Genomic DNA, 14962 nt, shown 5'->3' with positions numbered 1-14962 from the left:
TGGTTGCGGATTTGCGCTTGTTCTGATCAGTTTCTGTTCTGATTGTTTTTTGTTCCATCTCTCCTTGCTCCGGTCGGCAACGTTTGCGACCGGTTTTTTGCTATTATTCGCCCCCTGATTTCCGGGAGGCGTAATGGCGTATCTGACAGCTGAACAACAGGCGGTGGTGAACCACAACCACGGGCATGCCCGGGTGGTTGCCGTTGCCGGTGCTGGCAAAACCACGACACTGACGCACTTTATCCGTGCTCGCCTTGCCGATGGTGTACCTCCACGTCGGATGCTGGTGCTGATGTATAACAAGGCCGCCCGCGAGGACTTTCAGGCCCGTCTCGAACGCCTGTTACCTGGCCAGCCATTACCCGAAATCCGTACCTTTCATTCCCTTGGTCTGCGTATTTACCAGCGTCTGGTGTTGATGGGCGAGTTGCCGTCGTACCAGAGCAAATTGCTGGGAGACGGTGAATGTGAAGGTATGATCTGGCGGATGTTGCAGGAACTGGCGGAAGATGATGAAACCCGCCAGGACATTCTGGCGCAGCGCAAAAAATGGGTAGAACCGGCGCTGGGTTTTATCGACCGGGTCAAATCCGGGCTCGATTCTCCGGCTGAAGTCTTTGAATTGCTGGGGCTGCCGGAGTCCTGCCGGTTATTTGTGCCGCTGTTCAGCCTCTTTGAAGAATCACGCAAACAACAGCAACGTATCACCTTCGCCGACATGCTGTACGACCCGGTGAAATGCCTGTTCGAACGCCCGCAACTGGCGGCGACCTTTGGTGGCCATATGGCCTGGACGCTGGTAGACGAGTATCAGGACATCAACGATATCCAACAGTTTTTGCTGCAAACCCTGCACGGTGGCCGCGGTTCGCTGATGGTGATTGGTGACCCTGACCAGACCATTTATGAATTCCGTGGCTCACGTCCGGAGCTGATTGTCACCGGCTTCGAACAGCAGTTCGGTAGCGTCAGCCATTATCCGTTGCCACACACTTTTCGTTATGGCCATCGCCTGTCGTTGCTGGCCAATCACCTGATCCGTCATAACCTCGAACGTGATCCGATTTTATGTCTGTCACATTCCCGTACGCCGAAAACCGTGGTTGAGGTTCACACGGTGTCGGCGGAGGACGAAGCGCTGCGAGTGCTGGCGCAGGTAAAAGAGCAACTGCAGAAAGGGCGCAAGCCCGAAGAGATTGCCGTGATTCACCGCTTGTGGGCCTTGTGTGCGCCGATTGAGCTGGCGTTCCTGCAGGACGGTATTCCCTATCAGCTGCATCATTCACAGTCGGTACTGGAACGCTGGGAGCTGCAGATTTTCTGGCTGCTGCTGGAAATCGCCGCCGGTGAGTTTGGCCAGCGCGATTATGAACAGCGTTACCAGGGCTGGCTGATGTTGCTGACCACGCCGTTTCCGAAAATTCGTCGGCTCGAGCTGGAGAAACTGGCACGGCAGATGGCTGGGACTTCAAGCGATCTGGGAGCTGCCTTGCAGCAGGTGTTGCCAAAGGACATGAATCGCTGGCAGCGCAAGCAACTGGAAAACCGCGCCGAGTTGCTCCACGCCGCTGAGCACCAGCCACAACCGGCGTGGCGCTTGTTAAAAAGTTATATGGATCAGACCGATTTGCTGGAAGGGATTGCCGACAGTGCGTTTTCAGCCCAGCAAATTGAAGACCGCCAGCAAACCTTGCGGGCGTTTGTGCGTTTTATGCAGCAAACCAACCTGATGGCGGCGGATGCTCTGGCCTGGTTACGGGAGCTGAAAGAGCAACGCAAGGTCCAGCGCGATCAACCAGGAGCCGGTGCCGGTGTGCACCTGACGTCCATCCACAAGAGCAAAGGTCTGGAATGGCCAGTAGTGTTGATTCCCGGCCTTAACGACCATTATTTTCCGTATGAAGCGGAGGGGGAGTTCACCACCGCCGCCAGTGAGGAAAGTGAGCGACGTTTGTTGTACGTGGCCATGACCCGTGCCATCGATGAATTACATCTGCTGGTGCCAATGCCGGTGAAAAAGGCGGACACCCCACGGGATGCCGCCAGCCGTTTTTATCGCGAACTGGAAGTGGACACCTGCAAGCGGGTCGGTAATGCGTTGGAGGCGTTGCCAACGCTGGGTGAAGACATACCGGAAGACATTCCTGATGGCAGTCGGCCAGAGTTAAAGCTGGAGTTACTGAAACCCTGGCAGCCCTGGATTGATGAGTATCTGCGTGCTGTTGGTTGTAAACCACAGTTGCAGCTGAGCGCCTCCTCCCGTGCCACTCAGCGTCCAGTGTCCGCCGGTCGCAAGAAAAGTGGCCTGTTTGTGGGGGATGGTGTTGCCCGCACCACCAATCTTCAGGAGGATGGTTCCGAGGCTGCCGGATTACCGTGCCGGATTATTCACGACGTGATGGGTGCGGGGCAGTTGATCAAGGCGGATCCTGGTTATCTGACCATTCGTTTCAAGGGCCAGGCGGGGACGCGGGATTTTGTCCGTGGTGCTGTTTTACCACGGCTGGAATGGCCGGATGGCAAACCACCCGGCTTCTGATTTCTACTTGACAGGGATGTTCTGTGAAAAATTTTGTGTCGCTAGGCCTGCAAGCCTTGCTGCTGTTGCTGGTGGCGATTGAAGTCGTCTGGCAAGCCTGTGTTCCGGCGCAACGCCAATACATCATTCACAATGTTGAGGCGCTGAGCAGCGCCGGGCTCGATCGTCGGGAGCCGGTTCTGTTGTTGTGGGCGCTGGGATGGTCAGCGCCCTTACCGCCACTAGCGGTTGAGCCTGCGGCACCTGAACTGCAGGACCCTGCGATGTTGCCAGTACCATCATCTGTACCCACTCCCACGTCACCGGTATCTGAGCCGACCACTGATGAACCTGACGAGTCAGCGCGGGTAGAAGTGGTGTCGCAGGTGATGTGTCAGCAACCCATGCCAGCCGCAAAAGTCGAGCAGAAAAGCCAGCAGGTATATCGCTGGACCGATGCTCAGGGGCAGGTCCACTTTGGAGATCGCCCGCAAGGTGGTGCTGAAGACCTCAGTAATCGTTATGAACGTCAGCAACGCCAGTTTCAGCTCAAGGTCGATTATCCCGGCTGGGATGGTTATCCGCCGATGGCAACCGCGTTGGAGAACGAAGCCAGCCTGATGTATCGCATCATTACCGATCTGATTCCGGCGCGGCAGCACCGCGCTATGCAGCTCAATGTGAATCTGTACCCGGATTGGAACAGCTTTGCGACCCAGCTGCGCTCGCACAATCTTGATCGTAATACCGGGGCGTTTTACAGCTCGGCGGAACACCGGATGTATATTCCGTTTGATCGTCGCCGTGGCCTTGATAAAGCCATGGACTACACCCGTTCACTGGCTCGCCATGAAATGACCCATGCTATTACCACCGCCATGCTGGGCAGTTTGCCGATGTGGCTGAGTGAAGGGCTGGCGGAGTATATGGAGCGTCTGGATTGGCAAATGAATGCCGCTTTGGTGCATCCGGGCCTGTTTGCGAAAGCGCAGCATAAAAACGGTGTGTCTCTGGTACGCCTGACCGGTATGGATCGCAGCCAGTTTTATGCAACCCAGTCCAAGGGCATGAATTATTTGCGAGCCTCTGCCTTTGTGCACTTTCTGATGGGCCACGAGGCTGGGCGGCGCTGGTTGGGGCGCTTGCTGGAAAGTTATGCCGATGCGCCCTGTCACCGTTTTGTGCCGGAAGTGGCGCTGGCGTCCTACGAAGGTGGTGCTGTGGTACTGGAGCAGGCTTTTAACCAGTGGCTTGTCCGTAGTCAGTTCTCAATCCATCAATACTGACTGGCAGTGAAGTCCGCAGTTGTTATACTGGCGATTCTTTTATTCGGCCTGCCGTGATTTGTGAGGCAGGCTTCACCCAAGGCCGGGGTTTCCGGCCAGTTACCAATGGACAAGATTATGACTATCACCCAGAAAAAAGTGGTTTCCATTCACTATAAAGTGGTTGATGCAGCCTCTGGTGAAACCATCGATTCATCCGAGGGCGGTGCACCAATGACTTACCTGCACGGTGCCCAGAACATCATTCCGGGTCTGGAAGCTGCTCTGGAAGGCAAGACTGTGGGTGACGAGTTCGAAGTAACCGTTGAAGCCGCTGACGCTTACGGCGAATACAGCGAAGACCGCGTTCAGAAAGTGCCACGTGAAGCGTTCACCGGCGTTGATGTAATCGAGCCAGGCATGACTTTCACTGCCAATACTGCTCAAGGCCCAATCAGCCTGATCGTGACCGAAGTGGAAGAAGAGATGATCACTGTTGACGCCAACCACCCACTGGCTGGCAAGAACCTGACCTTCAGCGTTTCCGTACACTCTGTACGTGATGCCAGCGATGAAGAGATGTCTCATGGCCACGTTCACGGCGAAGGCGGTCACCACCACTGAGTTGTGGCGGCTGTTACGGTGGGCGCCGACTTTGTTGGCGCCAACCGTTACCCATAAAAAACAGGGTTGCGCAAGCAACCCTGTTTTTTTTCGCCCGGACAGCAGACAGATATCAGCTCTTGGCTTGCTGGGAATCCATCACGGTTTCGTACAGCTTGGTGATCTCATCCATCTGCTTCAGCATGGTATCAGTGGTAACGGAGATTACGGTTGGTACATAGTGACCGTTATCGTCCAGCTTGAAGCCGGAACGAGAGAAGTTCCACTGGGACTGTACACGATCAAGGGCGGCTTTAAGCTCGGGAGTATTTAATGGGGATTTCTGCAGGTACGCCAGGGATTCATCGAACGTCTTGATGGCTTCGTCAAATTCGCTACGAATCTGGTTGTTATTGATGTTCCAGTACATGGCGACATAAGCCTTGGCAATTCGCTGCGACAACATACGCTGGCGACCGGAAATATTCACCAGATCAGCACTCGGCAGGTTGGCGTGTTTGGCAATGGCCACAACCACGTCATTGCTGGCGTTGAGCAGGCTCAGGTTTTCAGTCAGCAAGCCTTCAATAGTGCCTTTGTTGGGCGCGCTCAGCAGGTTCTGACGGTGCTGTTTCCAGATACCTTCAACGGCACTGAGACGGGTACGTACGTCGTTATTGGCACCGACCGCGTAATCGCGCAGGTCAAGCAGGCGTTGTTCGTAAAGAGCGATGCTTTCATCCAGTTGTTGCTGGGCCACATCCGCTTTGACCTCGGCACCAATCATCAGGTAACTCTTCATCATTCGTTGGCTCAGCATACGCTGGGCACCGGAAATGTTGACAGCTTCGGCATCCGTCATGGCAGATACAGAAGTAAAACCGATCATGCCCAGCAGGCAGACGGTTACAAGGCGCAGGAATTTCATTTCAAAGGTCTCGCAGATTTCTGTTTTAGTTATTGGCTCAATTTGTCCGAGCGAGCGCTTTATAACGAATTTGAAATGCCATAACAAACAGATTGTCGGACAATAATTGTTCGCATTTGGGCTTTTGTGTCGTTTTGATGACAGAAATTCAGAAAAAGCATCACAAAATCCAATAAAAACAGAGGCTTATCCCGTATTGTTTAAAAGCGACAAAATGTCGCAAATGTCACTCTGGCGAGTCGTATTTGTCCTTTAACAGGGCGCAAATGGCTAACTGAGGCAAGCAAATTTCGTGAATCAGTTTTGTCTTTGTAGTGGCTGACCTGATTGGTTCCGTTATATACGTTGACATATGAACCACTGCGCCGTGTGCGGGCGAGTAATATCTCAGTCCTTGGTATGAGTGTGGTGTCGTGGGGAATACACGTAACAATACAGAGGGAGGGAAGCGGAAAGGCGGTGCAGAATTTTGATGGTTTACACAAGAAGACAATCGCAATCGGCAGCGGCGGGAGCCAGAAACAAACTGGCGGCCCGCAGGCCGCCAGTCAAGAGCTTATTTGCTCAGCTGTTTGGTCAGGTTGAAGCTGACCGGATCAGGATTCCAGTAAGGCAGGGATGATGAGTAATCGAGGTTACCCTTCACGCCGATCTGAACATCCTTGCTACCACTCAGCATTTTCAGCAGGGAAGCACCGGCTTCGGCCAGACCCAGCTTGATCGGGATTTCCAGCTGCTGGGATTCACCTTCTTTCAGGGTAACGGATTTCACCGCACCGGAAATCAGTGAGCTGCTGCCAGCACTGATCTGGTAGTCCAGCTTGTTCAGGTCCAGACCGAAGGCGTTCGGGTTGGCTACGTTAACCAGCAGGGTCATATCAGCACCACTCAGGCCAACGCTGTTGAGTTTGGCGGTTTCCAGCGACAATTTTGGCATGGCTGGAATTGGCAACTTGTCGGAGTAGGACAGTGGGATACGGATGTCGCCCAGTACTGGCAGGTTGAACTTGAAACCGGCTTCAATGTTGTAAGCGAATTCTTTCTGGTTCTGCAGCTGGCTCAGGGTCGACAGGATGTCGACAAACTTCAGGGTAACCGGTACGGAGGTGGTGGCGTTGCCATTGGCTGGCAGGGCAACACGGGTATCGGTCATGTTGAGGGTGGCCAGGGATTTTTTCTCTACCTGCAGATCAAGGTCAAAACCGTTGGTGTTGATAGCAAAACCGTTCGGGTTCTTGATGTCGAGGTCGAGCAGCAGGCTGACGCTGTCGAGGGTCATACCGGTCACATTAACGTCTTTAACGTTGGCGGTCGGCTTTTTCACGTTGAGGGTATCTTTTACTGTGGCACAGCCGCTAAACAACAGCGCGACAGGCAACAGGAGAGCACACAGGCGTTTCAGCATGGTTAATCCTTGGGTTGTCCTTTTGGAGGATAGGGTTCTGATCGGCAAACATATTACCCCTATCACCTTTTAGGCTGAACGGTCTGGCCGTGAATTTGGCAAAAGAAGTACCGGTGCTGTGAACACCGGCACGATGGCGGCTCAGTAAGCGCTTTTCACCACGCCACCGTCTACCCGCAGAGCAGCGCCGGTGGTGGCGGATGCCAGTGGGCTGCACAGGTAACAGATCATGGCGGCGACTTCTTCCGGTTCGGCGAACCGTTTGATCAGCGAGCTTGGGCGGACTTTCTCGAAGAACTCCTGCTCGAAAGTGGCGAATGTCTTGCCGTCGGCAGCGGCCAGTTCGTTTACAAAATCCACTACGCCACGGGAGCGGGTCGGACCTGGCAGTACCGAGTTAACGGTAATACCGGTGCCCGCTACGTCTTCGGCCAGACCACGAGCAACTGCGATTTCTGCGGCTTTGGTCATGCCGTAATGGATCATTTCTTGCGGAATCTGAATGGCACTTTCGCTGGAGATAAAAATCATGCGGCCCCAGTTGCGGGCTTTCATGCCGCCCAGATACAAACGTGCCAGGCGGACACCGCTGAGGACGTTTACTTCGAAGAAACGACGCCATTCGTTGTCGCTGATGTCTTCAAACGCTACCGGCTCAAAAATACCGAGGTTGTTCACCAGAATATCGATTTCCGGGTAGGCCAGTTTCAGCGCTGAAGCGGTTTCCGCCAGCACCAGATCACCAGCAAAACCACTGATTTTGCCGGGACCGGATGTATCGAGGCTGGCGATCGCCGCTTCAACACCTTCATGGGTGCGGCCAGTGATAATCACATGAGCACCTTCAGCCAGCAGGGCTTTGGCAGTAGCCAGACCAATACCGGCGGTACTACCGGTGACCAGAGCGGTTTTTCCCTGCAGTTGCAGATCCATAACAATATCCTCGTATTGTTTACCGGGTAGGAGGACTGCCTTTTACCACGGAGCTGACAAGCGCCGGGAACCCGCAGGCGGAAAGCTGAGTTCTCATTTGTGGTGTTCAGTGGATTCGGGTTTTTGGTAACAGCCAGAAAAAGTGCTTCAGAAACAGTACATTGGCGTATTGGATTTGGATTCGTGTGGCACTTTTCCGGTTTCCGGCAGTCCATCTCCTGTAAAATCCGGACCAAACTTTCGACTCAGGATGCGAGCGATCATGAAAAAAATGTTTAGCACTGCCACTTTGTCCGCCACGCTGGCGGCGGTTCTGGTGACCTCCGGCTGTACCACCTTTGATGCCTACACTGGCGAAGAAAAAACCTCCAACACCGCGATTGGTGCCGGTATTGGTGCTGGTGTGGGGGCGGTAATTGCCTATCTCGACAACAAGGACGAAAAGAGCTCCAAGAAACGTAATCAGCGTATTCTGGCGGCGGCTGTGGGTGGTGGTGCAATTGGTGGTGGTATCGGTTATTACATGGATGCCCAGGAAGCCAAACTGCGCAAACAGCTGCGTGGCACCGGTGTTTCGGTTCAACGTGATGGCGACAACATCAACCTGATCATGCCGGGCAACATTACCTTCGCCCAATCCCGTTCTGACATCGCGTCCAGTTTCTATGACGTGCTGAACTCGGTGGTGGTGGTTCTGAAGGAATACGACAAGACTCTGGTGGTGGTGGCTGGCCACACCGACAGCGACGGTTCTGCAGAATACAACCAGACCCTGTCGGAACAACGTGCCCGCTCTGTATCGGATTACCTGAAGTCCGGCGGTATCAACGCGGTGCGTCTGGAAACCGTTGGTTTTGGTGAAAATAACCCGATTGCCAGCAACAGCACAGCCGCTGGCAAGCAGCAAAACCGTCGTGTGGAAATCACCCTGGTACCGGCAACTTAATAATTCGTTGCGGGTGATGGGTTAACGGCACCCCCCAAGGGGCTTGCCTGTCATGCCGATCGGTTAAACACCGATCGGCATTTTTTCGTCCGGTTTTTATGTTGGATGTCGCAGATGCGATCAGCCAGGCTTGATCACGGAAGGCGCCGCTTGCCCTCTTGGGGGACCTTGTCCCCCGGCCGGGCGGGCCTCCCCCTGCTTTGCCCGGCTGGGCTCGTTTTCCCGGTATTCCCCGACAACGGCTTTTCGACCCCGGCCCGATGGCACATCCCTGTGCCAACGGGCCTTGCGGGGCATCCATGCCCCGGCTGGGTCGGCCGTTGCGGTGAATCCCGGCTCGCCCAGATGGGCATTGGGTAGCCAGCTGCGCTGGGCCAACCCGGCAACATCCGATTGGAGCGGAATCTTTCGAATTTGATCAATCTTTAATCAATCCAATACAAGGAAGAAATATGCAACTGCCGGAAAATGCAGAAGAACTACGCGTATGGCCGTTACCAACGGCATTAGCGGGCATCGGAATTCTCGGGCTGTTTACGCTGGAACGAACCACGGTGGTGGCTGCGGCCTTGTTGCTGGAGCAGGGCATCGATTGGTTCTGGACGCTGCTGTTATTTCCGTTGGTAATGGGCGTGGTGCTGGCTGTGCCGCTGGCGGGGCGTTACTGGTTGGGAATGTTCTGGGCGGCGGTGTTGTGTTACTTGCTGTCGTTGCTGATTCGCTGGGCTGCTCTGCTCGGGATACTCGGTGATGTGTATTTGCTGCTGCTGGCCTGTAGCCTGATGTTTCTGTGTCAGTCGTTGCTGTTATTACTCAAGCGTTGTTCGCTGTGGTTTGACGACGGCAACCGGTTTGGGAATGGCCCGCCGGTGTGATGCGGGATTGATCCGGACAATGCACAAGGTCAACGCTCAGGCATAAAACTACGTGTTTGATTCATTCTCTTGGCGATAGTCTCATCATTGATTGGCGACCTGGCCCAGCGCAGCTGGCTGCCCAATGCCCATCTGGGCGAGCCGGGATTCACCGCAACGGCCGACCCAGCCGGGGCATGGATGCCGCGCAAGGCCCGTTGGCACAGGGATGTGCCATCGGGCCGGGGTCGAAAAGCCGTTGTCGGTGAAAACCGGAAGTACGAGCCCAGTCGGGCTAAGCAGGGGGAGGCCGCCCGGCCGGGGACAAGGTCCCCAAAGAGGGCAGTGGTGCCGCCAACTTAAAAAACGTGCGGGTCGCGCATGCATAAAAAAACCGCCGTATAAACGGCGGTTTTTTTATGCATAACGGCTGGTTAATGACCAGCCATCGCTTCTGCAACAGGCACTCAGTTGTGCTTGTGCAGTTCTTCGTTCAGCTGAATGGCGCTCTTGTTGGTCACGCACTGAACGGCACCGGTGATGGAATCACGACGGAACATCAGGTCGGACTTGCCAGCCAGATCACGGCCTTTAACGGTGTCGACGACTTCGCGCTGGTCGTCCAGAACCTGGATCTTGGTACCAGCGGTTACGTACAGGCCGGCTTCGACGGTGCAACGGTCACCCAGTGGAATACCGATACCGGCGTTGGCGCCGATCAGGCACTTTTCACCGACGGAAATCACGATGTTGCCGCCGCCAGACAGGGTGCCCATGGTGGAGCAACCGCCGCCGAGGTCGGAACCGTTACCCACCACAACACCGGCAGAGATACGGCCTTCAACCATGGAGACACCCATGGTACCGGCGTTAAAGTTACAGAAACCTTCGTGCATGATGGTGGTGCCTTCACCAATGTAGGCACCCAGACGTACGCGGGAGGTGTCGGCGATACGAACGCCCGCAGGCACTACGTAGTCGGTCATGCGTGGGAATTTGTCGACGCTGTTTACGCTCAGGATTTCGCCGTTCAGACGGGCTTCCAGTTGTGCGGCTGGCAGTTCAGACAGGTCGATTGCCCCCTTGTTGGTCCAGGCAACGTTTGGCAGCAGGCCGAACATGCCGGTCAGGTTCTGGCCGTGTGGCTTGACCATGCGGTGAGACAGCAGGTGCAGCTTCAGGTAAACCTCTGGAGTGCTGGTTGGCTGGGCATCGGATTCCAGCACAGTAATCACTACCGGGCGATCACTTTCGATACAGGCGCGTGCCAGGCCAGCCTGGATCGGGTCCAGGGCTTCAATCGCATCGGCCAGAGCGGTCAGATCACCACCGTCTACTTCAACGGCCTGGTTGCCACCTTCGTAATCGCTCAGCGCGCCACGAACGGCTGCCATCAGCTCGGCGGATGGCTGGAATACCGGTTGGGCGTAGAAAACTTCCAGCCAGGCACCCTGGCTGTTCTTGGTACCCAGGCCGATGGCCAGTGCAAATGCATTGCTCATGTTGGTTCCTCTATGGATCGGCAGCGTCCGGCGCTGCCGTAGTCTGTTATCAGAAAATCGTTAGCGGAAAAGACTGCTGTATTCGTCGGCGTTAAAGCCCAGCACTTTGCGTTCACCCAGATCCAGCAGTGGACGTTTGATGATCGACGGGTTGTCGAGCATGAGCTGGCGGGCGCTGGCTTCGTTAATGTTGTCGCGTACGTCTTCCGGCACTTTACGCCAGGTTGTACCACGGCGATTGAGCAGCGCTTCCCACCCCGGGTTTTGCAGCCACAGGTCGAGTAATTCCGGGCTCAGGCCGTCTTTCTTGTAGTCATGAAACTGGTATGCCACGTCGGCTTCATCGAGCCAGGCGCGGGCTTTTTTCATGGTGTCGCAGTTTTTGATGCCGTACAGGGTAATCATGCAGGTCGCCTGAATTTGCAAAGGGCAGAAGGATAACAAACCAGCGACCCGAGTTCAGCCATTGGGGTGTAATCGGGCGGGGAATGACGATTTACACAATATTCCGGCAATTCTGTACAAAACGGATTCATTCCCAACGGGATCGTCTAGGCTGAATCGGACAAGTGTCTAAAACTTCCTCGGGAGCCGGAAGATGAACTGGATTTCCACATGGCCGGTCAAGGCCAAATTGCTGGCGATGGTGCTACTGCCGCTGGTGGCGCTGGTCATTGTGATGGGACAGATGATTATTCGAAATGCTGGCGGAATTCAGGACAGTGAACGCTTGCAGGAGCTGGTCTCGCTGGCGCGTCTGCAAGGTGTGCTGGCCCATGAACTGCAAAAAGAGCGTGGCATGTCGGCGGGTTATCTGGGCAGCAAGGGCAGCTCGTTCAAGACGGAATTGCCGAACCAGCAGCAAGAGAGCGACCGTGTGCTGGGCGAGTGGAAAGGGATGCTAGAAAACCACGATCTTTCAGGGTTTCCGAAACTGAAAGAGGCCCTTGGGACTGTGCGAGGAGAGCTGGACAAACTTGCCACCACACGCAAGAGCGTGTTGGCCCAGACCTCGGCTACGCCAGATGTTGTTGGCTTCTACTCGGGGGTGATCGATCGTTTGCTAGTAGTGGCGGCGCAGGCAACGGAGTACAGCCAGGATGGTGAGATTTCCCGATCTCTGCAGGCCTACTACAACTTGTTACAAGGCAAAGAGCGGGCGGGGATCGAGCGGGCGTTGCTCAGTGCTGCCTTTGGTGCAGATGCATTTGCGGCAGGCGCTTATTCGCGGTTTATCCGCATGGAAAGTGAGCAGGGAGCATTTTTCCAGTCGTTCCAGCGTTTTGCCGATGGCACTACGGCGGCGGCTTATGCGGATTTCCTGAATTCCTCCGAACAGAAGGAAGTGTTGCGCATGCGTCAGATTGCCCACGAAAAAAGTGCAACGGGTGGGTTTGGTATCTCAGCGGAAAGCTGGTTCAAGGCCGCAACCGTACGTATTGATCGCTTGAAGAAGATTGAAGACGTACAGGAACAAGCGCTGCTGGCCAAAACCGCTGACGGTTTACATGCCAGTGAGCAGATGTTCTGGCTGAGTCTGGCGGCAGGACTGATGATTCTGGCGTTAACCACCGTGATTACCCTGGTCGTCTCGCGGCTGTTGTACAAACAGATTCGCGCTTTGCACACCTCAATCGCCCGTATCAGTGAGAACCTCGATTTGACCGTACGTGTGCCGGTGGTGGTTGAAGATGAGCTGGGCGACGCCAGCCGTGCGTTTAACCGTTTGTTGCAGCGCCTTGAGGAAACCGTCATCAGCATTACGGACTGTGCCACCGAGCTGCACCTGATTGCGATCCAGAACCACATGACTATTTCCCTCAGTACTCGCAGTATGCAAGCCCAGCAGGATGAAACCTCCAGCGCGGCTACGGCGGTAAATGAGCTGGAACAGGCAACCCAGGAAATCGCCACCAGTATCCTGCATGTGGCTGACAAGGCCGATCAGGCCAATCAGACGGTGGAAGTCAGCGGTGCGGCGGTGGACAAGAGCCTCGAGTTTATCGGCAGTCTGAACAGCCAGATGGATCAGGCGGCCGCAGTGATTCAGGATCTGAACCGCTCCAGCGGGGCAATCAGTGGAGTGCTGGAAGTGATCCGTAATATTGCTGAACAGACCAATTTACTAGCGCTGAACGCGGCGATCGAAGCGGCGCGTGCCGGTGAGCAGGGGCGTGGTTTTGCGGTGGTTGCGGATGAAGTTCGCTCGCTGGCCAGCAAGACCCAGGAATCTACCGCTGAAATCAGCCGCATTGTTGGTCAGTTCCAGCAGGATTCCCAGCGCGCTTTTGGTTCGGTGCAGCAGTCCCAGAGTGTGGCGCAGCAAACGGTCGAGCTGTCGGCCACAGTGTCCCATGAACTGAATACCATTCGTGATGTGATTCGCAGCATCCGTGACATGACGGATCAGGTGGCTTCCGCGGCTGAAGAGCAGGTGGCGACCAACAAGGAGCTGACGCGTAACATGGTCAGTATTCACCGTTTGTCCGAGTCGACATCGGCCACCGGTGGTTTTATGCGCAAGACGGGTGTGCAGCAGCGCGAGCTGGCAGGCAAGCTGATGGAAATGGCCAACCTGTTCAAGCTGAGCGAACGCGGAACCCGGGAGTTACGTTAGGTTTCCCCTGTGTAGGGTAGATGCAAACAGACCGGCATTAAATGCCGGTCTTGTCGTTTTCAGAAGCAAAAACGCGGCAGGTTCTGCAGGAAGCGGGCGATATCGTCCACTTCCAGGCGTGCCACTTCATGCTGGATCGGGTAAGTGTGCCATTGTGGCTGCAAGCCGTGCGACTGCAGCTGGCTCAACGCCTGTTCAGCCAGAGTCAACGGTACCACCTGATCGTACAGACCATGGCCAATAAACACCGGTAATCTCTGGTTGGCGGTATTCACAAAAAACGGATTCACCACGCTGGCATCCGGCACATAGGTGCTCATGGCAATCAGACCACCCAATGTGTGGGCACAACTGCTGGCGGCCTGATAGGCGACAGCGCCGCCCTGGGAAAATCCGGCGATCACAATCTTCTGCGGCTCGATGCCCGCCTGCATCTGTTCTTCTACCAGTTGATAGACACGGTTAACGGAATCCGCCAACTGGTCCGGGTCGATGGTACGTTTGGGTGCCATGGCCATAATGTCGTACCAGGAACGCATGGTTTGGCCATCGGCGATGGTAACCGGGCGTTGCGGCGCGTGCGGGAACAGATAACGGATGCCCGGATTCCCCAGACGTTCATTCAGATACGGGGTAATCGAGACGAAGTCGTAGCCGTCCGCGCCCAGACCGTGCAGCCAGATAATACAGGCGCTGGCAGGAATCTCGGGCTCAACGGTGATCAGGTCGTGGCGTTCTATCAGTGGCATGGTTTATCCGGGGCAGAAAAAACAAAACCCGGAGGTGTGCTCCGGGTCAGGGATCAGAAGAACAAGCCGGCTTCGAGCTGGGCTTCTTCGGTCATCATGTCGCGGCTCCACGGCGGATCAAACACCAGATCTACCGTGACCGATTCAACGTTGGGCACTTTGGCAACGCGATATTTCACGTCGGAGATCAGTACCGGGCCCATACCGCAGGTGGGTGCGGTCAGGGTCATACGGATCACGACGTTGCGGTCGTTGATATCAATGCCGTAGATCAGGCCCAGATCAAGCAGGTTGATCGGGATTTCCGGGTCAAAAATGGTTCGCAGCGCCTGACGTACCTGGTCGTCGTGAACCAGGCCATCCTGACGTTCTTCAAAGATGATTTCTTCGGATTGCAAACCCAGTGCGGCGGCATCGGTGCCGTCCACACGCATCATGTTGCCGTTAACGGTCACGGTGTAGTTGCCACCGAGGGCCTGATTGATGGTGACAAACACACCAGCCGGAATGGTGGTGGGAACACCAGAGGGAACCTGTCGTGCCGGGCAAGCTGCCAGCGACACAACCATACGTTTTTCCATAATTCTTCTTGCCGTACAGGTTAGACGAGCCGGATCAGAGGGGGTGTCACCGTTCCGGTAT

Annotated in this window: 13 protein-coding genes; 6 read left to right on the top strand and 7 right to left on the bottom strand. The window is 55.4% G+C overall.

Features of this window, described 5'->3' with window-relative positions; all coding sequences use genetic code 11:
• Positions 1-133: 133 nt before the first annotated feature.
• The 3 genes from OUO13_RS02970 to slyD all read left to right on the top strand — a co-directional run bounded on the left by OUO13_RS02970 (position 134) and on the right by slyD (position 4407).
• Complete coding sequence (locus tag OUO13_RS02970; RefSeq protein WP_283172357.1) at positions 134-2539, top strand: ATP-dependent helicase; 2406 nt, start codon at positions 134-136, stop codon at positions 2537-2539.
• Positions 2540-2562: 23 nt separating this feature from the next.
• The gene (locus OUO13_RS02965) at positions 2563-3804 is read left to right on the top strand and encodes a DUF4124 domain-containing protein (RefSeq protein ID WP_283172356.1); all 1242 of its coding nucleotides are present in this window, start codon (positions 2563-2565) and stop codon (positions 3802-3804) included.
• 117 nt (positions 3805-3921) lie between these two features.
• Complete coding sequence (slyD, locus tag OUO13_RS02960) at positions 3922-4407, top strand: peptidylprolyl isomerase (RefSeq protein WP_283172355.1); 486 nt, start codon at positions 3922-3924, stop codon at positions 4405-4407.
• A 112-nt stretch (positions 4408-4519) separates the two neighbouring features.
• Here the strand turns inward: slyD and OUO13_RS02955 are convergent, their stop codons facing one another.
• The 3 genes from OUO13_RS02955 to OUO13_RS02945 form a co-directional block, all read right to left on the bottom strand.
• Positions 4520-5314: a type IV pili methyl-accepting chemotaxis transducer N-terminal domain-containing protein gene (locus tag OUO13_RS02955; RefSeq protein WP_283172354.1), complete on the bottom strand. Its 795-nt coding sequence runs from the start codon at positions 5312-5314 to the stop codon at positions 4520-4522.
• 556 nt (positions 5315-5870) lie between these two features.
• Entirely contained in the window at positions 5871-6719 is an 849-nt protein-coding gene (locus OUO13_RS02950) for an LEA/WHy family protein (RefSeq protein ID WP_283172353.1), read from the bottom strand.
• Between the two features lie 141 nt (positions 6720-6860).
• The gene (locus OUO13_RS02945) at positions 6861-7652 is read right to left on the bottom strand and encodes an SDR family NAD(P)-dependent oxidoreductase (RefSeq protein ID WP_283172352.1); all 792 of its coding nucleotides are present in this window, start codon (positions 7650-7652) and stop codon (positions 6861-6863) included.
• Between the two features lie 262 nt (positions 7653-7914).
• Here OUO13_RS02945 and OUO13_RS02940 point away from each other — a divergent pair, with 262 nt between their 5' ends.
• Together OUO13_RS02940 and OUO13_RS02935 are read left to right on the top strand one after the other, a co-directional pair.
• Positions 7915-8598 (top strand): YiaD family glycine zipper/OmpA-like lipoprotein, encoded by a 684-nt coding sequence (locus OUO13_RS02940; protein WP_283172351.1) that lies wholly within the window; start codon positions 7915-7917, stop codon positions 8596-8598.
• Positions 8599-9050: 452 nt separating this feature from the next.
• Positions 9051-9473 carry a hypothetical protein gene (locus OUO13_RS02935; RefSeq protein ID WP_283172350.1) on the top strand — a complete coding sequence of 141 codons (423 nt, stop codon included), beginning with the start codon at positions 9051-9053 and terminating at the stop codon, positions 9471-9473.
• Between the two features lie 446 nt (positions 9474-9919).
• Here the strand turns inward: OUO13_RS02935 and dapD are convergent, their stop codons facing one another.
• Together dapD and OUO13_RS02925 are read right to left on the bottom strand one after the other, a co-directional pair.
• On the bottom strand, positions 9920-10954 hold the full coding sequence (gene dapD, locus OUO13_RS02930) for a 2,3,4,5-tetrahydropyridine-2,6-dicarboxylate N-succinyltransferase (protein WP_283172349.1): 1035 nt from the start codon (positions 10952-10954) through the stop codon (positions 9920-9922).
• A 60-nt stretch (positions 10955-11014) separates the two neighbouring features.
• Positions 11015-11359 carry an ArsC family reductase gene (locus OUO13_RS02925; protein WP_283172348.1) on the bottom strand — a complete coding sequence of 115 codons (345 nt, stop codon included), beginning with the start codon at positions 11357-11359 and terminating at the stop codon, positions 11015-11017.
• Positions 11360-11552: 193 nt separating this feature from the next.
• Here OUO13_RS02925 and OUO13_RS02920 point away from each other — a divergent pair, with 193 nt between their 5' ends.
• The gene (locus tag OUO13_RS02920; RefSeq protein ID WP_283172347.1) at positions 11553-13571 is read left to right on the top strand and encodes a methyl-accepting chemotaxis protein; all 2019 of its coding nucleotides are present in this window, start codon (positions 11553-11555) and stop codon (positions 13569-13571) included.
• 59 nt (positions 13572-13630) lie between these two features.
• Here the strand turns inward: OUO13_RS02920 and OUO13_RS02915 are convergent, their stop codons facing one another.
• Positions 13631-14320 (bottom strand): alpha/beta hydrolase, encoded by a 690-nt coding sequence (locus tag OUO13_RS02915; protein ID WP_283172346.1) that lies wholly within the window; start codon positions 14318-14320, stop codon positions 13631-13633.
• 53 nt (positions 14321-14373) lie between these two features.
• Entirely contained in the window at positions 14374-14901 is a 528-nt protein-coding gene (sufT, locus tag OUO13_RS02910) for a putative Fe-S cluster assembly protein SufT (protein ID WP_283172345.1), read from the bottom strand.
• Positions 14902-14962 lie beyond the last annotated feature (61 nt).

This window comes from Parathalassolituus penaei (assembly GCF_026626885.1).
Classification (GTDB): domain Bacteria; phylum Pseudomonadota; class Gammaproteobacteria; order Pseudomonadales; family Oceanobacteraceae; genus Oceanobacter; species Oceanobacter penaei.
Note: the sequence above shows the minus strand (reverse complement) of the source record. Positions and strands in the feature narration are given on the sequence as shown.